Source organism: Psychrobacillus sp. NPDC096426 (assembly GCF_044762745.1).
Taxonomy (GTDB): domain Bacteria; phylum Bacillota; class Bacilli; order Bacillales_A; family Planococcaceae; genus Psychrobacillus.
The window spans coordinates 94,708-121,486 of the sequence record NZ_JBIWEX010000001.1; the positions used below are offsets into that span (position 1 = coordinate 94,708).

Genomic DNA, 26,779 nt, shown 5'->3' on the forward strand with positions numbered 1-26,779 from the left:
ACTCTGTTCCATTAATTGCGTAACGAAATCATGTCGTACACATAACGTGCTTGATCATAAGTTGGTTGGATTGTAAATGCTTCTTTCAAATGATGTAGAGCAGTCTCTGTATCCGTTGTAGAAACCGCATATAATACACCTAAATTATAATGTGCATCTGCATTTTCTGCATCTAGTGCTAAAATTTCTTTGAAAATAGGTTCCGCTTGTTCAAACATTTCCATACTTGCTAACGCAATACCATAGGATAGTACAATTTGCATATCTGTGGATGCTAGTTCATAAGCACGTTGTAAATATGGCAATGAAAGCTTTGTATGTCCTTCTTTTTCAAAGCTTTTCCCTAGCATAAAAAATGCATCTGCCCCTTCAATTCCATTAGCAATCGCTTTTTCATAAAGCTTTGCAGCTTCCTCGAAACGGTCAGCATTATAGTATAAATTTGCTAGACTATAATATGCAGTTGCCGCGTGTCCATCTAGTGTAATTGCTTTTAGAAAAAATCGTTCCGCACGGTCATTTTCATTCATGGAAGCGAGCAGATTCCCAAAGTTAATATAGCCAATGGCTTCATCCGGATTTTCTTCAATCGCCTTCGTAAATAATTCTACTGCTCTTTCATAATTTTCTTCTTGTATCGCTTGAATGCCTAATTCATTGTAATTCATTATAATACCTCCCATTACCCGACGTAGTCCAATTTCAATCCATCTTTGAACACTTCATCGATCGTTGCTCCACCAAGACATTCGTCACCTTGATAAAAAACAACTGCTTGTCCCGGTGTAATTGCACGGACTGGTTTTTCAAATGTTACCAGTACTTTGTCTTCTGAAAGAAGCTCTACATGAACGCCTACATCTTCTTGACGGTAACGGAATTTTGCTGTGCAAGCAAATGATTTTGGTTTTTCGGACGTCGTTGTGAAAGATAGATTAGTCGCTGTTAAACTAGTAGAAAATAATGCATCATTATTAATATTTTGACCTACTAATAAAACATTTCGTTCTAGATCTTTTCCAATAACGAACCAAGGGTCTCCCGAACCACCAATGCCAAGACCATGACGCTGTCCAATAGTATAGTACATCAACCCGTCATGATGACCCATTTGTTTGCCATCCATCGTTTCCATTACACCTTTTTGAGCAGGTAAATATTGACCTAAAAATTCTTTAAAGTTTCTTTCTCCGATAAAACAGATACCGGTAGAATCTTTTTTCGTAGCAGTTGCTAAACCTTGCTCTAATGCAATTTCTCGGACTTTTTTCTTTTCTAAATGCCCTATTGGAAACATGACTTTTTCTAATTGCTCTTGGTTTAATTGGTTTAAGAAATACGTTTGATCTTTGTTGTTATCTTTCCCACGCAACATGCGAGATTGTCCATCTCTTACTTCAACTTGTGCATAGTGCCCAGTTGCTAAATAGTCGGCACCTAATGCTAATGCATGCTCTAAAAATGCTTTGAATTTGATTTCTTTATTACACATAACATCTGGATTTGGTGTTCTTCCAGCTTTATATTCTTCTAAGAAATACGTAAACACTTTATCCCAATATTGTTTTTCAAAATTCACTGCATAGTACGGAATACCAATTTGGTTGCACACTTTTATAACATCTTCATAGTCGTCTGTCGCGGTACATACACCAAATTCATCTGTATCATCCCAATTTTTCATAAAAATACCGATGACATCATATCCTTGTTCTTTCAATAGGTAAGCTGCAACGGATGAATCCACGCCGCCTGACATTCCGATCACTACACGTGTATCTTCTATTTTTTTCACTTTAATTCACTCATTTCAATTATCCTAGAATAATTTTACTTATTTTATTTGCAGCTTCTATCACTTGCTGCTCTGTATTATTTATCCCAAAACTAAAGCGTACAGAATTTCGAAGTTCCGGTGTATTTTCCCCATACATAGCAACTAGTACATGAGAAGGATCGATTGAACCAGCAGTACATGCAGAACCACTCGACGCATCGATTCCAGCTAAATCCAGTTGCACTAAAAACGTTTCTACGTCTGTTTTGGGAATGCTAATATTTAACACATGTGGCAGTACATTTTCTTTTGGTCCGTTAACCGTGAACGGAACGCCATTACTTTCTAACTGGTGCGAGAAAGCTTGTTTCAATTGAACATAATCAGTAGAGCTTTCTTGGATGTTAGCTTGTTTAAGTTCGACTGCTTTCGCAAAAGCAACTACTGCCGGAATATTTTCGGTTCCTGCACGTCTTTTGCGCTCTTGTTGTCCACCATAAAATAGTGGCTTCAACTTAAGACCTTTTCGCCCATATAAAAATCCGATCCCCTTTGGTCCGTTGATCTTATGACTTGACACACTTAACAAATCAACATGTAAAACATTCACATCTATTTCAATACTACCGTATGCTTGTACTGCATCTGTATGGAAATAAGCAGGATGATCTTTTAATAATTCTCCAATTGCTTGAATTGGTTGAATTGCACCGACTTCATTATTCGCATACATAACAGAAACTAAAATAGTATCGTCTCGTAGAGAATTTTTCAAGTCATTGATATCGATAATCCCTTCTTTATTTACCGGTAAATACGTCACGTCAAATCCTTCACGTTCTAATTGCTCACAAGCATGCAATACTGCGTGATGTTCAATTTGCGACGTTATAATATGCTTTCCTTCATTTTTTCTAGCATTAGCAGTACCAAAAATAGCGTAATTATCCGCTTCCGTTCCACCACTTGTTATCGTAATTTCCGTTTCATGAGCACCAATACTTTCTGCAAAAATGATTCGTGATTGGTCTAGTTTTTTCCTTGCATTTCTTCCTGTTTGATGAATGCTAGATGCATTTCCAAATTCTTCGTTTATTTCGGCTGTAAATGTTTTGATCACTTCTTCTGCCATTGGTGTAGTTGCGGCATGATCTAAATAGATTCTAGTCATGTATAGGACTCCTTAAATATAAAACATATATCCAGCATCGTCTGGATTATCTTCTGTATATTTTGCTAAATCTTCAATTGTAGTTGTATCTAGCACATTTTTTACTGCGTCTCGTATACGCATCCATAATTCGCGTTGTGGTGGTTCTTCCTCTTCAATACCTTCTACTATTTGAATTGGTCCTTCCAAAACGCGAATGACATCTCCTGCAGTGATCTCGCTCGGCTTACTCGATAGCATATATCCTCCGTATGCACCTCGAACACTTTTAACAAGCCCAGCATTTCGCAGGGGAGAAACGATTTGTTCTAAATACGCCTCTGATAAATTATGTTCCGCTGCTATTTGTCTAAGCGCAATTGGTCCCTCACCGTACTGTTTTCCTAAAGCGACGATAATCGTTAAACCATAGCGTCCTTTTGTTGAAAATTTCAATATATTCCACCTCATTAAATTTAAAAAATACTTTTATTAGTATAGCATATCGAAGGGCTGGAACGAATTCAAAATGACTTTTCCTCGAAACTTCGCTATAATTAAAGAACAGATGTTTGAATAAGGAGAGATTGTTTTGAGCAACGAACCTTTAGCATATCGAATGAGACCTCAAACGATAGATGAAATTGCAGGGCAGAAGCATGTTATAGGAAAAGATACTGCCTTATATAAAATGATTAAAAACGGGCACGTCCCTTCTATGCTTTTGTATGGAGATCCTGGTGTCGGCAAAACTTCACTTGCTTTTGCTGTTGCAGGAACGACAAAATTACCGTTTATCGCATTGAATGCAACAAAAGCAGGTAAAAAGGATGTAGAAGAAGTTGTAGCAGATGCACGGATTAGTGGGAAAGTTATTTTATTTTTAGATGAAATCCATCGTTTTAATAAATTACAACAAGACACACTGCTTCCCCATGTAGAAAATGGGGCAATCATATTAATCGGTGCTACAACCGAAAATCCATTTCACGATGTGAATCCGGCAATTCGATCACGTTGTGGAGAAATAAAACAATTAAAACGACTTACAACCGAAGATGTGGATATGCTTTTAGAAAGAGCATTGCTTGATAAAGAAAAAGGCCTAGGGAAAATGTCCATTGCCATTACCGAAGACCAACGAAAAAAAATAGCAGATGCCGCAAATGGAGATGCAAGAAAAGCATTAACTTTATTGGAATCGACTGTATTTGCAAGCTTTGAAGAAGATGGTGTGACAAAAGTCGAAGATTCGATTTTACAAAGTCTAGTAGACCGAGTCGGTGTTTTTGGTGATAAAAAAGGATCACACTTTTATAATTTACTATCCGCTTTGCAAAAATCGGTTCGTGGAAGCGATACAGATGCCGCGCTATATTATTTAGCCCATTTACTTGAAAATGGAGATTTAGTAGCGGTTTCAAGACGATTACTCGTTATGAGTTATGAAGATATTGGTCTAGCAAATCCTTCTGTAGGCCCACAAGTACTCGCTGCAATACAGTCAGCAGAAAGACTTGGACTACCGGAAGCTCGTATCCCTCTAGCGAATGCAGTTGTACTTATGTGTTTATCAGAGAAATCAAATTCGGCATATTCAGCTCTAGATTCTGCAATTGCGAGCATTCATGCAGGTAAAACTGGAGATATACCAAACCATTTGAAGGATACGCATTACGCAGGTGCAGCGGAGCTTGGGCACGGAGGATATATCTATCCACATGATCATAAAATTGGCACTTTCGGCGGTTGGGTCAACCAAACATATTTACCAGATAATTTAGTCGGAACAAGATTTTATGAGCCGGTTGAAGCCGGCGACGAAAAAAGGCTTGCTGCGATATATAACCGTTTGGAAAAGTTTAAAAAAGAAAAATAATACCAACACCCCGATTAGCTCGAATAGCTAATCGGGGTTTTTATAATTAGATTTTGTCTCTGTGCAGAAAGTAAGTTTCGACCAAATGCCTCTAATACTTATGGGAGTACGCCTATGTAACGTGCGGAGTACTAAAACAAAAAATCTAATCTAAGAGCACTGATTTTTGTTTGAACTTGTAGTTTTTTTCCATAAAACTGGAGATTACAACTAAGTTTGTACTTTTTACAACTAAATCATTACTTTTTACAACTAAACACTTCCACTTTACAACTAAAGCAGAGATTAATACAACTAACCTAACTTCCCATCAAAAAAGCTCCGCATGAGTTGTTTCTCATGCGGAGCTTTTTTGTAGTAAACGATTACACACCCATTTTACGACGTGTATTACTTACTTTCTTCGTCATTTGGCTTTTTGCCTTTTGGTTAGCAACTGGCCCATTTGCTTGTGCTTTGCCACCATTCGCTTGGTTTTTCTTTTCTTCTAGCTTTTGTTTCACAGCTTCTTGCAGTGTCATTTTCTTTTTAGGTGCTTCTTGATTGGTCGATTCTGTCATTATCTATCCCTCGCATTCCTCATTGTTTTAATTTTAGTATAAGGGATAAGGAAAAAACTGCAACTAATTACTTCACTCGATTAATATGAATTTCTCTTGTAATATCATTAATCACCCAACTGGCGCATATCAACCCTACCGTAGACGGAACGAAAGCATTGGAAGATGGCGGCATTTTTGCCTTACGAATAGCGGCATCTGGTTTCCCCACCGTTCCTACAACATCCTCACGTACAACAATTGGACTTTCATCCGAAAATACAACAGGAATTCCTCTTGTAATATGATCTTCTTTACGTAATTTCGTACGAATAACTCGCGCAATTGGATCTGTATGTGTTTTGGAAATATCGGCAATTTGAAAACGAGTAGGATCTGTTTTATTCGCTGCTCCCATGCTCGAAATAATTTTAATGCCACGTTTTAAACATTCTTTCATCAAATGAACTTTATAAATAATTGTATCGGACGCATCAATTACATAATCTATATCCATTGCAAAAAATTGCTCATACGTTTCTTCTGTATAAAACATATGCATATCAATTACTTCACAGTCTGGATTAATATCAGCAATTCGTTCTTTCATCACTTCTGATTTCGAACGACCGATTGTTGACATGTACGCTACTAATTGGCGGTTAATATTCGTAATATCTACATTATCTTTGTCCACTAAAATAATTCGACCTACGCCGCTTCTTGCACAAGCTTCCGCTGCAAAGGAGCCAACCCCGCCTACACCTAAAATAGCGACTGTTGTATTTTTAATTAAATCTACGCCTTCTTTTCCTACTGATAATTCATTTCTTGAAAATTGATGTAACATATAAACACTCCATCTGTATCAAATTAGTACGAATCAATTACGCCTCGGCGTAATTGCGTCCAAATTTTGAATTGCGCTTAGGCCTGCGTGATGCAGGTCAGTTAGCCGTTGTCGCATGGATGCGACGATTTTAGGCTAACATCATCTAATACTCCTCACAAAATTTGTGACATCCTCCGGAGGCTTAACTTGACTCAGCAGTTATTATTTGCTCCTGTACAAGCTCGTCGCAAAAAAACATCTGTGAGTCAAGTTAATCCCAACAAAAACCCTCCAGCAACAATTGCTAGAGGGACATTAGTAATCTAGGACGAATCCCAATCGTGCCGACAATATAAAAGCTTATCGTTTTGAACCCGCACTCAGCAGGTGGGTGTCCTCTTTATTAATTTTGACGTCCCTTATGAAAGGGCATGTCATTCATAATAAAAGTTAGACTCCCGACGATAGAAATTGTTCGGTCAAAACTGATTGCATGTTGCGAACACATCAGGATTCGTATTACTTGTATAATAGCATACGATTTCTGAAACATCAATCATTTTATCGTGATATTTACCGACTATTCTGAACGTTCCACTTTATGACTTTTTACTTATTTCTACATGAACTCATTGTTTGTTACTTAGTTTTAAACTTAACTCTTCTAGTTGCGCTTGTGCTACCGGACTTGGTGCTTGCGTTAATAAATCACTAGCACTTGCTGTTTTCGGGAAAGCAATAGTATCTCGTAAGTTTGTACTACCAGATAGTAACATAACGATACGGTCTAAACCAAATGCCACGCCGCCATGTGGAGGAGTTCCATATTCAAAAGCTTCCATTAAGAAACCAAATTGTTCTGTAGCCTCTTCCTCTGAGAATCCAAGCACTTTAAACATTTTCTCCTGGACTTCTCTTGAATAAATACGTAAAGATCCTCCACCAAGCTCATATCCATTTAACACTAAGTCATATGCTTGTGCACGCACTTTACTCGGATCAGTATCCATTAGTGGTAGATCTTCATCAAATGGTCGTGTGAACGGATGATGTGCTGCTTTGTAACGACCATCTTTTTCATCGTATTCAAATAATGGCCAGTTCACAACCCATAAAAATTCAAAATGATTTTCATCGATTAAGTCTAGATCTTTTCCTAATTTTAAACGTAGAGCTCCTAAAGCATCCGCTACAACTGATTTTTTATCGGCAACAAATAATAATAAATCTCCTGCTTCTGCTGCTAATGTTTGGATTAAGCTAGTTGCTGCTTCCCCTTCGAAAAACTTGGCGATCGGTCCTTTTAGCCCCTCTTCGTCCACTTTTAACCACGCAAGACCTTTAGCACCGTATACCCCTGCAAATTCACCTAACGCATCGATATCTTTGCGGGAATAATTAGCTGCTGCTCCTTTGACGTTAATCGCTTTTACTTGACCACCTGATTCTACTGCTGCAGTAAACACTTTAAATGCGCTATCTTTTACAATTTCCGATAAATCTACTAACTCTAAACCAAATCGTACATCTGGTTTATCCGATCCATAACGTGCCATCGCTTCATCATAATCCATGCGTGCAAAAGGAATTGTCACATCAATACCTTTTACATCTTTCATGACTTTTTTCATCAAACGCTCATTCATCTCTAAAATTTCATCCATCGATAAGAAACTCATCTCCATATCGATTTGTGTAAATTCAGGCTGACGGTCTGCACGTAAATCTTCATCACGGAAACATCTTGCAATTTGATAATAACGTTCAAATCCACCTACCATTAACAATTGCTTAAACAATTGAGGTGATTGTGGTAATGCATAAAACTCTCCACTATGCACACGACTTGGTACTAAATAGTCACGCGCTCCTTCTGGTGTAGATTTTGTTAAAATTGGTGTTTCTACTTCTAAAAAACCTTCATCATCTAAGAAGCGTCTAACCGTTTTTGTAATATCTGAACGCATTTTGAATGTGTCATACATAACCGGTCTTCTTAAATCTAAATAACGATATTTTAATCGAACATCTTCCCCAGCATCTGTTTGGTTTTCAATCGTAAATGGTGGCGTTTTTGCCTCATTAATAATTGCTACTTCTGTTGCATGCACTTCAATTGCACCAGAAGCAATATTTGGATTTACTTGGTTTTCTGCACGTGCAATTACTGTCCCATTTACTTGAATAATGTATTCATTGCGAAGTTTTTCTGCAACTTGGATTGCTGTTTCCGAAACTTCTGGATTAAAGACAACTTGCACAAGTCCCGAACGATCGCGAACATCTACAAATATTAATCCACCTAAGTCTCTTCGTTTTTGTACCCATCCGATTAGCTGAATGGATTCTCCAATATGCTGTTCATTTAACTGTCCACTTGTATGTGTTCTGTTCATTGTTCTTTTGCCTCCACTTGTGTTGTCATACTCTTTTTTATTTGTTCGATCAATGTGCTAAAAGGGACAAGCTGTTGCTCACCTGTTGCTAAGTCTTTTAACATCGCACTTTGTTTTTCAAGTTCATCATCCCCGATGACGAGCACAAATTTTGCTTTTAGACGATCTGCGGATTTCATTTGTGTTTTTATTTTACGATCTAAATAATCCATTTCCGCCGTAATCTCGTTGTTGCGTAGTTCATACGTAAGCTCTACTGCTTTTTTCTTTGCCGCTTCCCCCATACCAATTACATATACATCTAATGAAGAAAGATCTGCCCATTGATTGTTCTCTGCTTCCACTGCAAGAAGTAACCGTTCAATACTCATCGCAAATCCAATACCAGGTGAAGCAGGTCCACCAAGCTCTTCTACTAGCCCGTTATATCTACCACCACCTGCAAGTGTCGTAATTGCGCCAAAACCTTCCGCCGCACTCATAATTTCAAAAGCAGTGTGATTATAATAATCAAGTCCACGAACTAAATTAGGATCTACTTCGTAAGGAATATTCAGTAAGCTGAGATATTCTTTTACCTTTTCAAAATAGGCAGCAGATTCTTCATTTAAATAATCGGTTAAAGAAGGAGCAGTTGCCATTAACGGATTATTTCGATCTACTTTGCAATCTAAAATACGAAGTGGATTTTTTTGCAATCTATTTTGACAATCCGAACAAAATTCTGCAATATGCGGTTCAAAATGATTTACTAACGCTTCTTTATGTGCCACGCGACTTTCCGTATCACCAAGCGAATTAATAACGAGCTTCAGTTTTTTCAACCCTGCTTTTTGATACACAGACATCGCAAGCGAAATTACTTCTGCGTCAATCGCCGGATCTGCACTACCAATTGCTTCAATTCCAAATTGGACAAATTGACGATAGCGTCCTGCTTGTTGACGTTCATAGCGGAACATTGGTCCCATATAATACAATTTCACCGGTTGGTCTGGATATCCAAACATTTTATGTTCTACAAATGCACGCACTGCAGATGCTGTACCTTCAGGACGAAGGGTAAGCGAACGTTCTCCACGATCTTGGAACGTATACATTTCTTTTTGTACAATATCCGTAGTATCTCCAACACTTCTTGTAAATAGCTCCGTGTGCTCGAAAATTGGTGTTCTTATTTCTTTATATTGATACATTCGACAAGTTTCTCTTATTAACTCTTCTACAACTTGCCACTTCCCTGTTTCCGATGGTAATATGTCTTGCGTTCCTCTTGGTACTTTAATATCCATGGCTATGGCCTCCTTCTATTACATATAAAAAAGCTCTCATCCCTTGCATATAGCAAGGGACGAGAGCTAATATAAGCTTCCGCGGTTCCACCCTAGTTGGTCAAAAAAACTGACCCTCTCAACTCTGGATAACGGCCAGCTCCGTTTTTGCCTACTAAGAAATCCTTTTCGACAAAAATCCTCTCGAATGTTGTTCGCTGGGTTCGTCTGTAGGAAAGATTTCAGCCACGTCTTTCCTTCTCTTGCCATCCGTTTGAAACAGCTACTTTTTCGGTCATCGGTTTGTTTTAGTTTTTTATTATACTTTATCTTAATGACGTAATGGAAATAAGTCAACCCTTTTGAAGAAAAGGTAGAAATTTTATATCAGAATATTTACAATGGTAGTGGGAGTGATTCAATGAAAGATAAAATAATGCAAAAAACAACAATTCTCTTCCTTGCCGTCATTCTACTAATTCCAACATTTCCAGTAGACGCACAGGAAAACGAGGTAACTGTAAATGTTTCTTCGTTAAAAGTTCGATCAGGCCCAGGACTTACATACGATACAATTGGGGCAGTCACACGAAATGACCAACTAGTTGTGATCGACAAAGAAAATGATTGGCTCCAGATTAAATATGGAACCACAACTGGTTGGGTTGCCAGTTGGTATACATCAAGTGAAGCGATCGAAATGACAAATAAACAAATCGTTTCCAAAGCAAACCGGTTAAATGTTCGAACAGAACCATCTACTTCCTCTGCCGTTATCGGTCAGCTTAACAAAGGAGATCAAACACCTGCGTACAAATCAGAAGGTGAATGGATAGAAATTGATTTTCAAGGTAGAAAAGGATGGGTAAATACAGCATATATTACAATTGCCGAGCAAACTGAGAACAAAAAGACGAGCTCCGACACTCATTCTTCGGAGAAATTATTTGTTGTATCCGTCGATGTATTAAATGTTCGTGCAAAATCGGATCTTTCCTCCAAACAAATTGGACAAGTCACAAAAGGTACACAATTTGAAGTACTTGAAACCGATCATAATTGGGTAAAAGTACAATTGGATAACGGAAAAAACGGTTGGTTATACAGCTTTTATGGTACATTTTCAAATGAATCGCAATCAACGTCATCTTCCAATTCGACCGACAGGATCACTATTTTATACAATGGAACTAATTTACGTTCAGACAGTACGACAAATAGTGCTGTTGTCAAGCGAGTAGACGCCGGGGAATCATTTGAAGTAACCGACAAAGTGAATGACTGGTATAAAGTTGTTTTAGAAAACAAATCAATAGCATATGTGGCAAGCTGGGTTGTGTCGTCATCCAATTCTATTGTGAATACAGAATTACCAATACAAGAAAAAAAGCAATCTAGAAAAAAAGGAACGTTGAAAGGCTTATCCATTGTGATTGATGCTGGTCATGGTGGTAATGATCGTGGCACTACCGGAGCTCATGGAACCGATGAAAAAGATATTACATTGTTAACTGCAGAGTTGCTTTCTTCTAAGTTACAAGCAGCTGGTGCAAATGTTATTATGACGAGAGAATCAGATATCTACGTTGATCTACGGAAACGTGTTTCCATTGGGCATCAAGCAGCTGCAGATGCATTTATTAGCTTACATTACGATGCGGTGGAAAATAGTACTGTTAGAGGGTATACAACTTATTACATGCACGGGTATCAAAAGAAACTAGCAGAGTATGTACATGCTGGACTTGGTAATATGATTTCGCTTAAAGATCGTGGGACACAACCAGGAAATTATTTAGTTCTACGCGAAAATAAACAAAATGCGATTTTAATAGAGTTGGGATATTTAAGTAACCCAACAGAAGAACGGAATGTCACAACTAGACAATTTAGAGAACAAGCAACACACGGTATTTATAATGGAATTATTAACTATTTTGATAACCAGTTAGATTAAAATAAATGCAATACCAGAAACACTAGGTTCATCGCACACAAAATTTCTTATACCTAAATAAAAAGGGCACTTCCTGTTTAAAATAAAACAAGAAGTGCCCTATATTTATTTAAGCTTCTAACATAATCGTAACAGGGCCATCGTTTGTGAATGTTACATCCATCATTGCTCCAAAAACGCCTGTTTCCACGGTGAATCCCTTATCGCGAAGCTTCGTATTAAATAATTCCCATAATGGTTTCGCTATTTCCGGACGAGCTGCTTCTATAAAACTCGGTCTTCTACCTTTTCGCGTATCCGCATATAATGTAAACTGGGAAACGGAAAGAATGGAACCCTCTACTTCTTGGATGGAATGATTCATCTTTCCTTCATCGTCTTCGAATAATCGCAAGCCCGCAATTTTATCTACTAAATAATTTATTTCTTTATCACTATCTGTTGATGTAATGCCAACTAATAATACATACCCATGATCAATTTTTCCAGTCACTTGTCCATCTACTGTGACACTGGCATTTCGACAACGTTGAAGCAATACTTTCATAATACGGTAACTCCTTTAGTTAATAATCCGTTGAACGGAATAGACATCTGGTAACTGTTTAATCCGTTCCGCTACTTTGTGTAAATGTGAAATATTGGAGATTAAAATAGTTAAATGGATATTGGCAATGTCATTGTCTATTTTGCCGTTTACAGCTGCAATTATCGTTTTCGATTCATTGACAACTTGTAATACTTCATTTAAAAACCCTGGGCGATCAAACCCGGAAACTTCGATATCTACTTGATAATCTTTTTTCATCGGTATGTCTGATTGTTCCCACTCGACTTCAATGATTCTAGCGTGCGCATCGTCATTTTGTACGTTTGGACAATCTGCACGGTGAACAGACACACCTCTACCTTTTGTGATGAACCCTACAATTTCATCTCCTGGGACAGGACTGCAACAACGAGAAAGACGAATAAGTAGATTCTCGATCCCTTTTACGATAACACCAGATTCTGTCGTTTTTTTAATAGTAGGTGCTTTCATTTCGGTAATTTTTTCGAGCGCTTCTTCTTGATCCCGAATTTTGCGCATTTTTTCAGCTAAACGGTTTACAACCTGTTGTGCGGTTATACCATTGAAGCCTACTGCCGCGTATAGATCTTCTTCCCCTGCAAAAGCATATTTCTCGCAAACACGTTTAATATTTTCGGAGGTTAATACTTCTTTTACTTCGAATTCTTGCGCTTTTATTTCTTTTTCTACTTGTTCTTTCCCTTTCAAAATATTTTCATCTCGCAGTTGTTTTTTAAAGAACTGTTTGATTTTATTTTTTGCTTGGGAGGATTGCGCAATTTTCAGCCAATCTTTGCTAGGTCCAAATGATTGCTTGGAAGTTAACACTTCGATAATATCGCCTGTTTTTAACTTTGTATCGAGCGGCACCATTTTACCATTTACTTTCGTACCAATTGTTTTATTTCCAACTTCGGAATGCACTCGATATGCAAAATCAATCGGTACGGAACCAGCGGGAAGCTCGACAACGTCCCCTTTTGGTGTAAATACATATACCATATCGGAAAATAGATCGAATTTTAATGACTCCATAAATTCTTCTGCGTTCGACGATTCTTGTTGAAATTCAAGAATTTCTCTAAACCACGTCAATTTAGAATCAACAGTCTGTTTATTTGCTTCTACTTTTCGTCCTTCTTTATATGCCCAGTGAGCTGCAACTCCGTATTCTGCAATATTATGCATTTCTTCTGTACGAATCTGTACTTCTAGTGGATCTCCATTAGGTCCAATGACGGTAGTATGGAGAGATTGGTACATATTTTGCTTCGGCATTGCAATATAATCTTTAAATCGTCCAGGCATCGGTTTCCACAATGTATGAATAACACCTAAAACGGCATAACAATCTTTAATACTTTTAACAATAATTCGCATTGCGAGTAAATCGTAAATTTCATTGAACTGTTTGTTTTGGACAACCATTTTACGATAAATACTATAGATATGTTTTGGTCTGCCTGATACATCTGCAACTACTTCCATCTCATCCAGTTGCTTACGAATATCGTTCATTACATCTTTTAAGTAGGATTCACGCTCCGTACGTTTTTTCTTCATGAAGTTTACGATACGATAATATTGTTGTGGATTTAAGTAACGTAATGCCGTATCTTCTAACTCCCACTTCACTGCAGAAATCCCTAGTCGATGCGCTAATGGTGCAAAAATTTCTAATGTTTCATTGGAAATACGACGCTGTTTTGCTTCTGGCAAATGTTTTAACGTGCGCATATTATGTAAACGGTCCGCAAGCTTTATAAGGATTATTCGAATATCTTGAGCCATGGCGATGAACATTTTACGATGATTCTCTGCTTGTTGTTCTTCTTTAGACATATATTTTATCTTACCAAGTTTTGTGACGCCATCTACTAGAAGCGCAACTTCTTCATTGAACTCTCCAACAATATCTTCTCGTGTATATTCGGTATCTTCTACCACATCATGTAAAAAACCAGCTGCAACGGTTTCTGGATCCATCTGAAGATCAGCTAAGATCCCGGCTACTTGGATTGGATGTAAAATATACGGTTCACCAGAATTACGGAACTGTTCTCGATGTGCATGCTCTGCAAGTTCGTATGCTTTTTTTACAAAATTCACATGCTCTTCGTTCATATAAGTGGAAAGTGTATCAAAAACATCTTCTGCTGTCTTCACTTGATCTTTTGCCATGCTGAGCTCACCTGATTTCGTTTATATTTCTAAAATTTCTTTTTCTAAAATTGTATATAGGTTATATTTTATAAAAAAAAAGAGGGACTTGTAAAGTCCGCCCCTTATTTAGTACTGCATTAATGTACAAATATCGTAATCTTTTAGCTTTTTTCGCCCTTCCAAATACGTAAGTTCGATTAAGAAAGCACAACCTACTACGACTCCGCCCAATTCTTCTACTAACTGAATCGTCGCATCTATAGTACCACCAGTTGCTAGTAAGTCATCGACAATTAGTACACGTTGTCCGGGTTTAACTGCATCTTTATGCATTGTAAGAATATCTTTTCCATACTCTAGCCCATATTCAGCACGAATTACTTCTCGCGGGAGCTTCCCTTCTTTACGTACTGGAGCAAAGCCTATTCCAAGTGAATAAGCAACGGGACATCCGATGATAAATCCACGTGCTTCCGGTCCAACTATAATATCAGCATTTACTTTCTTCGCATATTCTACAATTTGGTCCGTAGCATACTTATACGCTTCCCCATTGTCCATAATTGTCGTAATATCCTTAAAACTAATACCAGGTTTTGGCCAATCTTCAACCGTTGTTACATATTGCTTTAAATCCATTTTTGCTCCTCCTCAGGAACGGTTTGCACTGCTCTTCGCTCTTCAAACCATTGTTTCAGTTCAATGTATGGCGCATATAATAGCTTCTGTTCAAGCTCAATTTCATTTGCACGCTGTTGATACGTTGGTGCTTTTGATAAATCTTGTTTAGCAAGATCATCATTCATAACCAACGACCCACCCTCTATTCTAACAAAATTAAGCTCAAAAAACACCTTTGACATAAAATTAATTGTTTTTTGGCTCCAACCTGTGTGTTTCGATAATTCATGTATATGCTGTTTTAATGCAAATGTTTTGCGCTTTGCTAAAAAGGAGAAGTACCACTTAAACTGATCTCTCGTCGGTAATCCTTCAAAATACGTAGATTCATCTGCATAGAAATGAGCATAAACCCTTTGCCACTGTTGGTAATCTAATAATTGAATGAGCTCTTTTTCATCAGAAGGCAAATCTAATATAGTCACAAAATCAGCGTGCACTTGTTGCTCCATCAATTCTGCGACTTGCCATATATCTTTCGGAATTATCGATCTAAAATGTGCAATTGTCTGTTCATGGAACGCTACAAAAACAGTTTGTTCAACTGGAATCATCGGTAGCCAGCGGTTCACTTGACGGATTCCACGAATATCAAAAAGCTGCCATTCATTTGTTTTTGCGTCTTGAATCATCAGTTGCGGCTTTTTCCGTCCGTTCCATTCATTAATTTGTAAATCGCCAATAAATGAAAGTTTTGTAGCTGGTGCAATTTCATCTGCTAGCTCTCCTTTACCAAATCCAATCGCATCTAATAACGTTGCTCCCTGTTTCAGTTCCATTTTCACATGATTTTGCGCAGATCCAATTTTACGTACAGCTGACACCTCTACATTTTCTATGCAATAGACAGGTTTTGCAAAATCCATTCCAAATGGAGCAAGTTGTTGAAGCGATTCAATAGATTCCGTTGAAATTTCATCCATTTCGAGTGGGACATCAATTGAAATGATCGGAACTAATTGCTCTTCCGTTAAAGCTATTTTAGCTTGTTCATTTAATCGGTTTCGGAACGTTTCTACATGTTCTAACGGCAATGTCATACCAGCAGCCATTGGATGCCCTCCGAAATGTGGTACGATGTCGTTATTTTTCGCAATTTCTTTATACATATGGAATCCTTCAATGCTACGAGCAGACCCTTTTGCGATTTGCTTTTCTTCATCAAAACCAAGAACAATCGCAGGTCGGTAATATTTTTCCACTAGTTTAGAAGCAACAATTCCTAGTACGCCTGGATTCCAATCTTTTTTACCAACGACGATTACACTAGGACCCTGTACAGTAGCTGTTTGCTCGATCATTTCAATCGCTTCATCTGTAATTTGCTTAACGATTGCTTGTCGTTCTTTATTTTTTTCATTTAACATATTGGCAATCGATAATGCATAATTCGGCTCTTCTGTTAAAAATAGTTCAACACCGGGTGCCGCCTCGCCTAGTCGTCCTATCGCATTGATGCGTGGACCAAACATAAATCCAACTGTTTCTTCATTGATCGCGGACAGTTCTACTCCACTTATATTTGCGAGCGCTTCTATCGCTATAGAATTAGTTCTTTGCATTTGTTTTATACCTTGTTGGACAAAATAGCGATTTTCTCCTGTCAATGAAACCAAATCCGCAATTGTTCCTATTGCTGCTAAGTAGTAGTACTCTTTCGGTATTTCTCCAATTAGCGCATGTGCAACTTTAAAAGCAACCCCAACACCAGCCAAATGAGGAAACGGATACGTAGTGTCAGGTAATCCAGGGTGAATAATGATATCTGCTTCAGGTAATGTCTCCCCTGGTTCGTGGTGATCGGTTACGATAACATCCATTCCTAAATCTTTTGCAAATTGAATGGCTGCATGTCCGGAAATGCCATTATCTACTGTAATTATTAAAGTGACCCCTTCATCAAATGCTTCTTGAAATAATCGTTCACTAGGACCATAACCATCGATAAATCGATTTGGAATTTTAAACAATACATTTGCGCCCAGTGACTCCAATGTTTTCATCATGATTGACGTACTCGTAATGCCGTCCGCGTCATAATCGCCATATATCATAATGCGCTCACCTGCATCTATTGCTTGATGAACACGGTCTACTAGTACATCCATTCCATTTAGTAGGAATGGATTATGTATTTGTTCTTCCGTTATATATAAAAACTCTTTTGCATCTTCCACACTTTCAAAACCTCTGGATACTAACACTTTCGCACATACACTCGGGATTGAAAGTTCCTGTTCTAGTCTAGATACTAGCTGCTCATCTGGTCTAGAAATACTCCACTTTTTTTGAGATTGAATCATGTACTCACTTCCTTATATTCTATTATAACGTAAAAAAGAGTTGTATCCAAAAGAACATTTTGGTACAACTCCTTTGCTGATTCAAGTTAAATCGTTGTATTTTCATTTTTTACTTCTTTTGGCTTTTCTACTTGTAATGATTTTTTTTGATGTACAACGATTTCATTTTGCAAATCACTAATGGAAGCCTCTTTCTTTTCTAGCTCTTTTTCAAGATGCTTTACTTTTCTTGAAAGTACAAACGAACGATAAATTGCAACAGCACCACTTAAAAGCGCTCCTAATAAAGCAGAACCGAGTATTACTAAAATAAGTGGCCAATCAGCTGTACCAAAAATATAATTAACAGGTACGGAGTCAACGTTGTAAACCGCAAATAGCGCAATAATAACTGCAAATAATAATCCGAATAATAGCGACCACTGAAATTTCATCTTAGCACCCCATTTACTTTTTATTTTTACTTTACCATAAAAAAGCATAAGCGCCTATCTCTACCCCGACAGGCAAATGGGGTATGGGTAGGTCGGCAAAGTGCGCCACATCCTGCGGCAAAGCAGACATGACCCGCATCGTGCGGGCCCAGGAGGCAGCTCCGCAGCCACCATAAGCGATTTTGTTTGCTACGAGCTTTGCGCAGGAGCAGCTTTTTCCCATTTTCCCCCGAGGGGGAAGGCGCTGAAGCTGGACTATAATAAAAAAAGGGAACAGAATATAATCTCTGTTCCCAAGATGGATAATGCTTAAACTACAGGCTCATCAGAACCCCATTTTTTCTCTTCTTTCTTCACATCAAGTCCGCCGGTTTTACGCAATTCTTTCACTTTCAAATCGAACCATAACTGAGCTGCGATAAAAATAGAAGAATACGTACCTGCGATTAAACCAATTAACAATGCAATCGAGAAGTTTCGAATACCTTCTGCACCAAATAGTAGAAGTGCAACGACTACTAAAATAACGGTTAATACCGTATTCACAGAACGTGTAAGTGTTTGTCTTAAAGACTTATTGACAATAATTGAAAGTTCCTCTTCAGTTGTAATCTTTTTGCTACGATGTAAATTTTCACGTATACGGTCAAACGTAACAATGGTGTCGTTAATCGAATAACCGACAATTGTTAAGACGGCGGCAATAAATGTAATATCTACTTCTAAACGTAAAATACTAAAAACCGTGACGATTAAAAATGCATCGTGCAACAACGATACAATCGAAGCAAGTCCCATTCTCCATTCAAAACGGAATGCTACGTAAATAACAATACCTAAAGCTGCAACAAGGAGTGCTTTTATCGCATTTTTTGCAAGCTCTTTACCAACAGTTGGAGAAACGCTACTTACATTTGGATCTATACCAAATTGCTCCATCATTTCCGTTTTCAGTGTTTTTATTTCTTCTTGTGAAAAGTCTTGTTTATAACGAATGACTGCTATATCACTATTTTCTCCGGAAAGAACAATGTCTTCAGAAGGCAAGCCAATTTCAGCAATCTTTTCGGCTACAAACTCTCTCGTTAAAGATTCTGTCGATTGAAGTTCTACTCGAGTACCATTAGTGAAATCGATTCCTAAGTTTAATTTTAACGTACTTAAAAGAATAATTCCCGCAACCGTTAAAGCAATTGAAAAAATATAGAAAATTTTACGAGTGTGTACAAAATCCAAACGGTCAAATTTAGTAGTTAAATCTAATGTGTCTACTTCCTCTTCAGGAGCATGAATTCGTTTCTTAGGAATACCCAACCAGCCTGGCTTGTTATCCAAGTACCCACTGTGTACAAGTAATCCTAATAATAATCTAGATGCCCAAACTGCAGTGATGAAAACTACAATAATACTAATAATCAATAAAGTGGCAAATCCTTTTACAGAGCTTGTCCCAAAGTAGAACAATACTGCCGCTGCTAAAAGAGTAGTGATATTCGCATCAAAAATAGCCGTGAAGGCTTCTTTTGCACCGGTATCAAATGCTTTTTTAACTGATTTACCTACCCGCAGTTCTTCCCTTATACGTTCATACGTGAGGATATTCGCATCAACTGCCATCCCTACCCCGAGAACAATCGCCGCGATACCTGGTAGTGTCAATACACCATTAATCCAATCAAATACTACAAGGATTAAGAAGATGTAAACAACTAATGAAATAACTGCTATTAAACCTGGTAATCGGTAGTATAAAAGCATGAAAATAAAGATTGCAGCAACCCCGATAATTCCAGCTAATATTGTACTACTTAAAGCTTGTGAACCAAATTGTGCACCCACTGATGTCGAATATATTTCATCCAAATGAACAGGTAATGCACCTGCATTTAAAATACCGGATAGGTCTTTTGTTTCTTGTACAGAGAATGCTCCGGAAATTTCAACACGATCGGAATTAATTCGTTGAGAAACTCTTGGTGCAGAAGTAAATTTAGGTTCTGGTTTTAAAACTTCTGTTTTGTAAGAATCCACTCCCTCTTCAAAATCGAGCCAAATAACCAAGACATTATCTGGAGCAGGTTTAGCTGCGATTTCCGAAGTAACTTCTGCAAATTTGTTTGCATCCTTTAATTCTAGTGTAACAATTGGCTGCCCTTGTTGATTATAAGCGGACTTTGCTCCACCTTGTTTTAAATCGTTTCCGTCTAACATAATATTATCATCTGAATCACGGAAAGTCAGATTCGCTTGTGTAGAAAGCAACTCCCTTGCTGAGTTTTGATCTTCTACTCCTGCAAGCTGCACACGAATACGGTTACCACTTTCAATTTGAATACTAGGTTCACTTACACCTAATACGTCAATTCGACTAGTAAGAGCCGCAGCCGTGTCTTTTACGACTTCTTCTGTAATTTTTTGATCTTCTTTTCCTTTTAAAGGCTCCACTTGATAAAGAACCTCAAATCCACCTTGCAAGTCTAAACCAAGTTTAATATTGTTTAAGACTCCACTTACAGTAGGACTGATTGTCCCTGCAAAAATAACGATAAGCAATAAAAACGCAACTATGCGTCCCCTAGTTTTCATATATATGTATCCTCCTCAAAAAAACGCAACATATTTATTATGAAACACGATGCGCTGACTGTCAAATAACGGTTACTTTAAGCATCTACATTTTTTGGATTTAATAATAGATGCAACTCTTCTTGATTGATCTCTGAAAACCAATTAGCCGTTTTAAATTGATCAATTTGTTCGAACGTCATATATTCTGCTGGTGAAATCGATAGCACATCATTGACAATTTGGTATAAAGGCAAAGTCGCAATGTCTTTTTTGCGCCATTTTTTGGACACACAATATTTCCATATGTCACTTTCCGTAACTGTGGCGTACTGATACACTTCAAATTCACTTTTCTTACTCTCTAAAGCAGGTAGTACGTGCGTAAATACGTCTTCATATGTGTTTTCCAAAATACCACACCCCTTTTAACGAATAATATACGAGATATAAAGCATATTGTAATTGTAAACGATGTTCCTGTATTTGAGAAGGAAGTGTTTATTTGTCGACTTTTTTAAAAGGCTCTCTTGTGTTAATGCTTTCCATTTTTTTGTCTAAGTTTTTAGGATTTATTTATCGAATGCAATTTGTCCGGTTAACGGGCGAAGAGGCGGTTGGTATTTATATGACTGCCTACCCGGCTTTTATTTTTTTCTTGTCTCTCATTCAACTTGGAATTCCTATCGCCATTGCTAAAATAATTGCTGAATTACGTACAAGAAATGCGATTTCTAAGTATTTCACTGTCATGCGTACTTCTGTCATTATTACGGTCATTTCTACTCTTATTTTCACACCATTTTTTGTATTTGTCACGCCATTTATTTCAGGTAGTTTATTGAAAAATGACGCCATAACGATGACTTTGTATGTATCCATTGCCATTGTCCCGTTCGCAGCAGCAAGCGGTGTTATTAAAGGATTTTTCCAAGGGATTGCGAGATTAGAAGAAACAGCAGTAGCGCAACTGATGGAACAAATTATTCGTATACTGCTCATCACCTTTTTGTTACCATTATTACTCACTTCCGCTTCTCCTCAAGAAGCAGCAGCTTACGCAATGTGCATGACATTGCTTGCTGAAGTTGCATCTTTACTCTATTTAAAATGGAAATATGATAAGTGGAAAACGAAACAACAATACGTAAAGGAGAAAAAAAATTATCCATTATCCCCTATTTTTTCGATTGCTCTACCATCTTCAGGAAGTAAGTTATTTGGATCTTTTACTTGGTTTTTAGAACCGATTATTTTCATCAAAGCACTCGCTGTAACAGGTGTTACTAGCATTGCCGCAACTACGTTGTACGGGGTCATTTCTGGAGTATTGATACCATTATTACTGTTTCCTTCGTTTATTCCCTATGCTCTTTCGATTGTATTAATCCCAGCAGTGAGTGATGCTTTTGCTAGAAGGGATCATTCCCTTTTAAAAGAACGAATTCACTTATCGTTAAAATTTTCTACATTAACCGGATGTTATGCCGCAGCTTTGTTTTATTTGCATGGTGGCGACTTAGTTTCCGCCCTTTTTCATGTAGAAGATTCCACTGTTTACATGAAGATATTGTCACCTATTTTTTTCTTCTATTATATTCAGAGTCCATTATTTTCTATTTTACAAGCGCTAAACAATTCAAAAGCTGCTTTTTTAAACTCGTTATACGGTGGCATTGGGAAATTATTATTATTGTTTTTCCTTGCATCACAAGTTTCAATTCAAGAAAAAGGAGCTATTGTAGCGATTGGTTTTGGGGTATTAATCACGTCATTTTTACATATCGCTTCGTTAAGAGAGAAAAAAGAAGCACAAATCGGTTTCTCGTTTTTTGTGCTACCTTATGCGGTTTTTTTAATCACGATTATTGGAAGACCACTTCTGATTGCCATAGGCGAACGGTCTTTAATCGTCGATTGCCTGTACACCTTACTCTTTTTAACAATAGGATTAGTATTAACTAGACAAATAAAGCGAAAAGAAATAGCCGTGATTCTTAAAATTGCTCGTACCTCTAAAAAGAAGTTTTAAGTTGTATATAAAGCGCATCTTCCTCGTAACTGCAATAGAATATCTTTTTTATGTTCGTAATCGATTGTTTTTCTAGTTCCTCCCGTAACCATTTTTCGTTTTTTCCAATTCGTTCTAAATGACCTAGTTGGATTTCTCCATCAATGATGAGCGGAAATACGTATTGTTGTTCTTCTTTTTTGAAAACGGACAAATTACCAGAAGGCTCCAAAAATGCATAAGAAACGGATTGGACGGACCCAATTTGCTGTTCACGTAATTGTTGCAATAAATCATCTAAGTTATATCGCTGTTTTCGCATTTCTTTTTCATTAATAATACCTTCTTTCATAATAATTGAAGGCTTCCCTTCCATTCCATCTCGAAATTTTTTACTTTTCAATGAAAAGTAAGAAACTCCAATTTGGATAATCAATAAAACAACCATTGGTACTATCGCATGAATAAAGTTTCTATTTGGATCATCTAAAGCAAAGGCACCGACCTCTGCTATTAATAAAAAAACAACTAAATCGAAAATACTTAACTCTCCGACTTCTCGCTTTCCCATTATACGTAAAATACCTAGTATAACCCAATATAATATAATCGTCCGAAGTATTATGATGAGAATATCTTGCATTTGATCACCTCATTCTTACTGTGCCCAGAAAAAAAGAACTTACTCGTAAATTTTGAGTAAGTTCTTTTCCTTTTCTTATGACTCAGATACAACTCGTCCAACTGCAACGCGCTCGAATTGTAAACGAGTACCGTCTGCAACTACTACGAAAATTGTTTGATCATCCACTGCATCTATCTTCCCGTGTAAACCACCAACTGTAATGATTTGATCCCCACGTTTTAGACTATTTTGCATTGAAGCTGTATTTTTTTGACGTTTTTGTGCCGGGCGAATGATGAAAAACCACATCACAGCAAACATCGCAATTATCGGTAATAAGCCTACCAAAGTATCCATATATTGTTCCCCTCCTTTTTCTCTCTTTATAGTATACAAGAATCAAAAGTTTTTTGCATTTGGTTTATTATACCCATATTCTTCAAAAAATTCTTCTTTAAAGTCGAGTAAACGATCTTCTCGAATCGCTTGACGTACATTTTCCATTAACTTCATCAAGAAATGAAGATTATGATACGATGCTAAGCGAAGTCCAAATGTTTCATCGGCTTTAAACAAATGACGAATGTATGCTCTCGAGTAGTTTTTACATGTGTAGCAATCACATTTTTCATCAATCGGTCCAAAATCACGCGCAAATGCTGCACCTTTAATGACTAAACGACCTTTCGATGTCATGAATGTACCATTACGAGCTATTCGAGTCGGTAACACACAGTCAAACATGTCTACACCACGAATTGAACCATCGATTAACGAGTCTGGAGACCCAACTCCCATTAAGTAACGAGGCTTATTATCCGGCATTAAAGGCGTTGTAAAATCAAGAACACGATTCATCACGTCTTTCGGCTCGCCGACCGATAGCCCCCCAATTGCATAACCTGGGAAATCCATTGAAATTAAATCTTTTGCAGATTGGCGACGTAATTCCTCATACTCCCCGCCCTGGATAATCCCAAATAGACCTTGTTTATCCGTGTTTGTATGTGCAGTCAAACAACGTTCTGCCCATCGAGATGTACGTTCGACAGATGCCTTCATATATTCAAAGCTAGCCGGATATGGCGGACATTCATCAAATGCCATCATAATATCTGAACCTAATGCATTTTGAATTTCCATTGATTTTTCAGGGCTTAAAAATAATTTATCCCCGTTTAAATGATTACGGAAGTGAACGCCTTCCTCTTCAATCTTACGCATATCACTTAAACTAAATACTTGGAATCCGCCAGAATCAGTTAAAATAGCACGGTCCCAGTTCATAAATTTATGCAGCCCACCAGCTTCTCGAATAATATCGTGACCTGGACGAAGCCATAAATGATACGTATTACTTAATATTATGCCCGCATTCATTTCTTTTATTTCTTCTGGTGCCATCGTCTTTACTGTAGCTTGTGTTCCAACAGGCATGAACGTTGGCGTTTCAAACGAACCATGTGGTGTATGCACGATACCAAGTCGAGCTCCTGTTTGTTTATCTTTTTTTATTAACTCATACGTAATTGCTGCCATTTAAAAATTCCTTCCTTTTATAAACATTGCATCTCCAAAACTAAAAAATCGGTAGCGCAAATCGATTGCTTCTTTGTATGCAGACAATATGAAGTCCCTTGAAGTAAGTGCGCTTACAAGCATTACAAGCGTTGACTTTGGCAAGTGGAAATTTGTAATCATTCCGTCAATACATTTAAATTCGTATCCCGGATAGATGAAAATAGATGTCCAGCCACTATCTTCTTGCAATACTCCGTTAAACTTAGATGCAACCGATTCAAGCGTTCGTGTAGAAGTAGTGCCAACTGCAACTATTTTGCCCCCTGCAGCTTTTACTTCATTTATCGTATTTGCTGTTTCTTTCGTTATACGATAAAACTCCGAATGCATTTCGTGGTCGTCAATCGAATCCACACTAACCGGACGGAATGTTCCAAGTCCTACATGAAGTGTAACAAACGCTATTTTAACACCTTTTGCTCGAATGTCATCTAATAAGCTTTCGGTAAAGTGAAGTCCCGCAGTTGGTGCAGCAGCCGAACCCTGTTCTTTTGCATAAACGGTTTGGTAACGATCTTTGTCTTCCAATTTTTCATGAATATACGGTGGTAAAGGCATCTCGCCCAGTTGGTCTAATACTTCAAAAAACACACCGTCATATTCAAAGCGGAATATACGTCCGCCATGTTCTTTTATGTCGGTACAAACAGCGCGCAGTAGCCCGTCACCGAATACAATCGTTGTTCCTATTTTGACACGCTTTGCCGGTTTAACAAGCGTCTCCCAATGATCCCCTTCAATTTGTGTCAATAAAAGCACTTCTACATTTGCGCCGGTCTCTTCCTTTACTCCCATTAAACGGGCCGGCATTACTTTTGTATCGTTTAAAACGAGGCAATCCCCCGCTTTTAATTCATCCAAAATGGCGGAGAAATGTGTGTGTGTAAACGTCTTCTTTGGATAATCTGCTATTAATAGCTTGCTACTAGTCCGATCCAGTAATGGCGTTTGTGCAATCAGTTCTTCTGGTAAATCAAAATCAAAATCTTCTACTCTCATCTGGCGTACATCCTTTATTAGTCGTTTCTTTCTATCGGTAACGGCATCCCTAAATGCTCGTAAGCGAGTGGCGTTACTATTCTTCCCCTTGGGGAACGTTGTATAAACCCAATTTGCAATAAATATGGTTCATACACATCTTCTATCGTCGTAGATTCTTCTCCAATACTTGCAGCAATCGTATCTAGACCAACTGGTCCGCCTCTAAATCTTTCAATCATTGCCATCAATAACTTATGATCAATATGATCCAATCCTCTCGGATCCACTTGAAGAAGCTCTAGCGCTTCTCTTGCTAGATTTAATGAAATGTGACCATTTCCACGTACTTGTGCATAATCACGTACACGTTTTAATAAGCGGTTTGCTATACGAGGAGTTCCCCTCGAACGTCTTGCTATTTCACCTGCAGATTCAAAATCAATCGAAGCATTAAATAATTCTGCACTTCGCACCACAATCGACGTAAGTGCTTCTTCATCATAAAAATCCAATCGTAGTAATACACCGAAGCGGTCCCTGAGTGGAGCAGACAATGCACCAGCTCTTGTCGTTGCACCGATTAGCGTAAATGGTGGCAAATCTAGCCGAACACTTCTTGCTGCTGGACCTTTTCCTACAACAATATCTAAACAAAAGTCCTCCATTGCAGGGTATAGTACTTCTTCAATGGAACGATTCAGTCGATGTATTTCATCAATGAATAATACATCACCTGGTTCAAGCGAACTAACGATAGCCGCTAAATCACCTGGTCGCTCAATAGCAGGTCCACTGGTCATACGGATTTGTACGTCCATTTCATTTGCAATAACGGAAGCAAGTGTCGTTTTACCGAGTCCCGGAGGTCCGTACAAAAGACAATGATCCAAACTTTCGCCTCTCATTTTTGCCGCTTCAATGAAAATCTCTAAGTTATGTTTAATCTTATCTTGTCCAATATATTGTTTTAATAATTGTGGACGAAGCGATTGTTCATAAGGTTCATCATAATTAGAAATCTCGCTTGAAATCACACGTTCTGTCATGCCAAGAACCTCCTTTC

23 protein-coding genes, 1 other RNA gene and 1 other annotated feature are annotated in these 26,779 nt (G+C 37.8%); of the genes, 3 read left to right on the forward strand and 21 right to left on the reverse strand.

All coding sequences use genetic code 11. The annotated features are described in order from the left end of the window. Positions 1 to 11 precede the first annotated feature (11 nt). Genes ACIQYS_RS00485 through cymR form a run of 4 tightly spaced genes read right to left on the reverse strand, consistent with a single transcriptional unit; the run spans position 12 to position 3,383 of the window. Positions 12 to 668, reverse strand: a complete 657-nt coding sequence (locus ACIQYS_RS00485; RefSeq protein ID WP_402973231.1) for a tetratricopeptide repeat protein — start codon at positions 666 to 668, stop codon at positions 12 to 14. Between the two features lie 14 nt (positions 669 to 682). Next, a complete protein-coding gene (gene mnmA / locus ACIQYS_RS00490) occupies positions 683 to 1,795 on the reverse strand; it encodes a tRNA 2-thiouridine(34) synthase MnmA (protein WP_402973234.1) in 1,113 nt (370 codons plus the stop codon). Between the two features lie 19 nt (positions 1,796 to 1,814). Then, positions 1,815 to 2,948: a cysteine desulfurase family protein gene (locus ACIQYS_RS00495; protein ID WP_402973237.1), complete on the reverse strand. Its 1,134-nt coding sequence runs from the start codon at positions 2,946 to 2,948 to the stop codon at positions 1,815 to 1,817. A gap of 12 nt (positions 2,949 to 2,960) precedes the next feature. Beyond that, on the reverse strand, positions 2,961 to 3,383 hold the full coding sequence (gene cymR, locus ACIQYS_RS00500) for a cysteine metabolism transcriptional regulator CymR (protein WP_402973240.1): 423 nt from the start codon (positions 3,381 to 3,383) through the stop codon (positions 2,961 to 2,963). A 136-nt stretch (positions 3,384 to 3,519) separates the two neighbouring features. On the opposite strand from cymR, the gene ACIQYS_RS00505 reads away from it, so the two are divergent. Then, positions 3,520 to 4,806 (forward strand): replication-associated recombination protein A, encoded by a 1,287-nt coding sequence (locus ACIQYS_RS00505; protein ID WP_402973243.1) that lies wholly within the window; start codon positions 3,520 to 3,522, stop codon positions 4,804 to 4,806. Positions 4,807 to 5,171: 365 nt separating this feature from the next. On the opposite strand, the gene ACIQYS_RS00510 is transcribed toward ACIQYS_RS00505, so the two are convergent. The 5 genes from ACIQYS_RS00510 to hisS form a co-directional block, all read right to left on the reverse strand. After that, the gene (locus ACIQYS_RS00510; RefSeq protein ID WP_402973246.1) at positions 5,172 to 5,366 is read right to left on the reverse strand and encodes a hypothetical protein; all 195 of its coding nucleotides are present in this window, start codon (positions 5,364 to 5,366) and stop codon (positions 5,172 to 5,174) included. 67 nt (positions 5,367 to 5,433) lie between these two features. Beyond that, a complete protein-coding gene (locus ACIQYS_RS00515; RefSeq protein ID WP_402973249.1) occupies positions 5,434 to 6,195 on the reverse strand; it encodes a tRNA threonylcarbamoyladenosine dehydratase in 762 nt (253 codons plus the stop codon). 310 nt (positions 6,196 to 6,505) lie between these two features. Then, a non-coding RNA gene (gene ssrS / locus ACIQYS_RS00520) (6S RNA) lies at positions 6,506 to 6,694 on the reverse strand. A 112-nt stretch (positions 6,695 to 6,806) separates the two neighbouring features. After that, positions 6,807 to 8,573, reverse strand: coding sequence for an aspartate--tRNA ligase (aspS, locus tag ACIQYS_RS00525; protein ID WP_402973252.1), 1,767 nt, complete (start codon positions 8,571 to 8,573; stop codon positions 6,807 to 6,809). Then, complete coding sequence (gene hisS / locus ACIQYS_RS00530; protein ID WP_402973255.1) at positions 8,570 to 9,865, reverse strand: histidine--tRNA ligase; 1,296 nt, start codon at positions 9,863 to 9,865, stop codon at positions 8,570 to 8,572. Before hisS ends, aspS begins: the two co-directional genes overlap by 4 nt. A 52-nt stretch (positions 9,866 to 9,917) precedes the next feature. Further along, positions 9,918 to 10,152 (reverse strand) — a binding site (T-box leader). A gap of 113 nt (positions 10,153 to 10,265) precedes the next feature. On the opposite strand from hisS, the gene ACIQYS_RS00535 reads away from it, so the two are divergent. Beyond that, positions 10,266 to 11,801 (forward strand): N-acetylmuramoyl-L-alanine amidase family protein, encoded by a 1,536-nt coding sequence (locus ACIQYS_RS00535; RefSeq protein ID WP_402973257.1) that lies wholly within the window; start codon positions 10,266 to 10,268, stop codon positions 11,799 to 11,801. A 109-nt stretch (positions 11,802 to 11,910) separates the two neighbouring features. Here the strand turns inward: ACIQYS_RS00535 and dtd are convergent, their stop codons facing one another. From dtd to ACIQYS_RS00570, 7 genes are all read right to left on the reverse strand, one after another. Further along, entirely contained in the window at positions 11,911 to 12,348 is a 438-nt protein-coding gene (gene dtd, locus ACIQYS_RS00540) for a D-aminoacyl-tRNA deacylase (protein WP_402973260.1), read from the reverse strand. 15 nt (positions 12,349 to 12,363) lie between these two features. After that, positions 12,364 to 14,553 carry a RelA/SpoT family protein gene (locus ACIQYS_RS00545; RefSeq protein WP_402973263.1) on the reverse strand — a complete coding sequence of 730 codons (2,190 nt, stop codon included), beginning with the start codon at positions 14,551 to 14,553 and terminating at the stop codon, positions 12,364 to 12,366. Between the two features lie 108 nt (positions 14,554 to 14,661). Beyond that, the gene (locus ACIQYS_RS00550; protein WP_402973266.1) at positions 14,662 to 15,174 is read right to left on the reverse strand and encodes an adenine phosphoribosyltransferase; all 513 of its coding nucleotides are present in this window, start codon (positions 15,172 to 15,174) and stop codon (positions 14,662 to 14,664) included. Next, positions 15,165 to 17,519: a single-stranded-DNA-specific exonuclease RecJ gene (recJ, locus tag ACIQYS_RS00555; RefSeq protein WP_402973269.1), complete on the reverse strand. Its 2,355-nt coding sequence runs from the start codon at positions 17,517 to 17,519 to the stop codon at positions 15,165 to 15,167. Before recJ ends, ACIQYS_RS00550 begins: the two co-directional genes overlap by 10 nt. Positions 17,520 to 17,605: 86 nt before the next feature. Further along, positions 17,606 to 17,953 carry a LapA family protein gene (locus ACIQYS_RS00560; protein WP_402973272.1) on the reverse strand — a complete coding sequence of 116 codons (348 nt, stop codon included), beginning with the start codon at positions 17,951 to 17,953 and terminating at the stop codon, positions 17,606 to 17,608. Between the two features lie 309 nt (positions 17,954 to 18,262). Then, on the reverse strand, positions 18,263 to 20,539 hold the full coding sequence (gene secDF / locus ACIQYS_RS00565; protein ID WP_402973275.1) for a protein translocase subunit SecDF: 2,277 nt from the start codon (positions 20,537 to 20,539) through the stop codon (positions 18,263 to 18,265). 77 nt (positions 20,540 to 20,616) lie between these two features. Next, the gene (locus tag ACIQYS_RS00570) at positions 20,617 to 20,931 is read right to left on the reverse strand and encodes a post-transcriptional regulator (RefSeq protein WP_402973278.1); all 315 of its coding nucleotides are present in this window, start codon (positions 20,929 to 20,931) and stop codon (positions 20,617 to 20,619) included. Between the two features lie 92 nt (positions 20,932 to 21,023). On the opposite strand from ACIQYS_RS00570, the gene ACIQYS_RS00575 reads away from it, so the two are divergent. Further along, positions 21,024 to 22,550 carry an oligosaccharide flippase family protein gene (locus ACIQYS_RS00575; protein ID WP_402973281.1) on the forward strand — a complete coding sequence of 509 codons (1,527 nt, stop codon included), beginning with the start codon at positions 21,024 to 21,026 and terminating at the stop codon, positions 22,548 to 22,550. On the opposite strand, the gene ACIQYS_RS00580 is transcribed toward ACIQYS_RS00575, so the two are convergent. The 5 genes from ACIQYS_RS00580 to ruvB all read right to left on the reverse strand — a co-directional run bounded on the left by ACIQYS_RS00580 (position 22,534) and on the right by ruvB (position 26,762). After that, on the reverse strand, positions 22,534 to 23,172 hold the full coding sequence (locus ACIQYS_RS00580) for a DUF421 domain-containing protein (RefSeq protein WP_402973284.1): 639 nt from the start codon (positions 23,170 to 23,172) through the stop codon (positions 22,534 to 22,536). The two genes, ACIQYS_RS00575 and ACIQYS_RS00580, sit on opposite strands and share 17 nt — an antisense overlap. Before the next feature lie 75 nt (positions 23,173 to 23,247). Next, complete coding sequence (yajC, locus tag ACIQYS_RS00585) at positions 23,248 to 23,511, reverse strand: preprotein translocase subunit YajC (RefSeq protein ID WP_142607274.1); 264 nt, start codon at positions 23,509 to 23,511, stop codon at positions 23,248 to 23,250. Positions 23,512 to 23,553: 42 nt separating this feature from the next. Beyond that, the gene (gene tgt / locus ACIQYS_RS00590) at positions 23,554 to 24,693 is read right to left on the reverse strand and encodes a tRNA guanosine(34) transglycosylase Tgt (protein ID WP_402973288.1); all 1,140 of its coding nucleotides are present in this window, start codon (positions 24,691 to 24,693) and stop codon (positions 23,554 to 23,556) included. Next, complete coding sequence (gene queA / locus ACIQYS_RS00595; protein ID WP_402973291.1) at positions 24,694 to 25,734, reverse strand: tRNA preQ1(34) S-adenosylmethionine ribosyltransferase-isomerase QueA; 1,041 nt, start codon at positions 25,732 to 25,734, stop codon at positions 24,694 to 24,696. It lies immediately after the preceding gene. A gap of 17 nt (positions 25,735 to 25,751) precedes the next feature. Beyond that, the gene (gene ruvB / locus ACIQYS_RS00600) at positions 25,752 to 26,762 is read right to left on the reverse strand and encodes a Holliday junction branch migration DNA helicase RuvB (protein WP_402973293.1); all 1,011 of its coding nucleotides are present in this window, start codon (positions 26,760 to 26,762) and stop codon (positions 25,752 to 25,754) included. Positions 26,763 to 26,779 lie beyond the last annotated feature (17 nt).

Bases quoted from the DNA above. Each gene is read 5' to 3' on its own strand.
- ACIQYS_RS00485 (WP_402973231.1), bottom strand. From the start codon at position 668: ATGAATTACAATGAATTAGGCATTCAAGCGATACAAGAAGAAAATTAT.
- ACIQYS_RS00495 (WP_402973237.1), bottom strand. From the start codon at position 2,948: ATGACTAGAATCTATTTAGATCATGCCGCAACTACACCAATGGCAGAA.
- ACIQYS_RS00510 (WP_402973246.1), bottom strand. From the start codon at position 5,366: ATGACAGAATCGACCAATCAAGAAGCACCTAAAAAGAAAATGACACTG.
- ACIQYS_RS00515 (WP_402973249.1), bottom strand. From the start codon at position 6,195: ATGTTACATCAATTTTCAAGAAATGAATTATCAGTAGGAAAAGAAGGC.
- aspS (WP_402973252.1), bottom strand. From the start codon at position 8,573: ATGAACAGAACACATACAAGTGGACAGTTAAATGAACAGCATATTGGA.
- hisS (WP_402973255.1), bottom strand. From the start codon at position 9,865: ATGGATATTAAAGTACCAAGAGGAACGCAAGACATATTACCATCGGAA.
- ACIQYS_RS00535 (WP_402973257.1), top strand. From the start codon at position 10,266: ATGAAAGATAAAATAATGCAAAAAACAACAATTCTCTTCCTTGCCGTC.
- dtd (WP_402973260.1), bottom strand. From the start codon at position 12,348: ATGAAAGTATTGCTTCAACGTTGTCGAAATGCCAGTGTCACAGTAGAT.
- ACIQYS_RS00545 (WP_402973263.1), bottom strand. From the start codon at position 14,553: ATGGCAAAAGATCAAGTGAAGACAGCAGAAGATGTTTTTGATACACTT.
- ACIQYS_RS00550 (WP_402973266.1), bottom strand. From the start codon at position 15,174: ATGGATTTAAAGCAATATGTAACAACGGTTGAAGATTGGCCAAAACCT.
- recJ (WP_402973269.1), bottom strand. From the start codon at position 17,519: ATGATTCAATCTCAAAAAAAGTGGAGTATTTCTAGACCAGATGAGCAG.
- ACIQYS_RS00560 (WP_402973272.1), bottom strand. From the start codon at position 17,953: ATGAAATTTCAGTGGTCGCTATTATTCGGATTATTATTTGCAGTTATT.
- secDF (WP_402973275.1), bottom strand. From the start codon at position 20,539: ATGAAAACTAGGGGACGCATAGTTGCGTTTTTATTGCTTATCGTTATT.
- ACIQYS_RS00580 (WP_402973284.1), bottom strand. From the start codon at position 23,172: ATGCAAGATATTCTCATCATAATACTTCGGACGATTATATTATATTGG.
- yajC (WP_142607274.1), bottom strand. From the start codon at position 23,511: ATGGATACTTTGGTAGGCTTATTACCGATAATTGCGATGTTTGCTGTG.
- tgt (WP_402973288.1), bottom strand. From the start codon at position 24,693: ATGGCAGCAATTACGTATGAGTTAATAAAAAAAGATAAACAAACAGGA.
- queA (WP_402973291.1), bottom strand. From the start codon at position 25,734: ATGAGAGTAGAAGATTTTGATTTTGATTTACCAGAAGAACTGATTGCA.
- ruvB (WP_402973293.1), bottom strand. From the start codon at position 26,762: ATGACAGAACGTGTGATTTCAAGCGAGATTTCTAATTATGATGAACCT.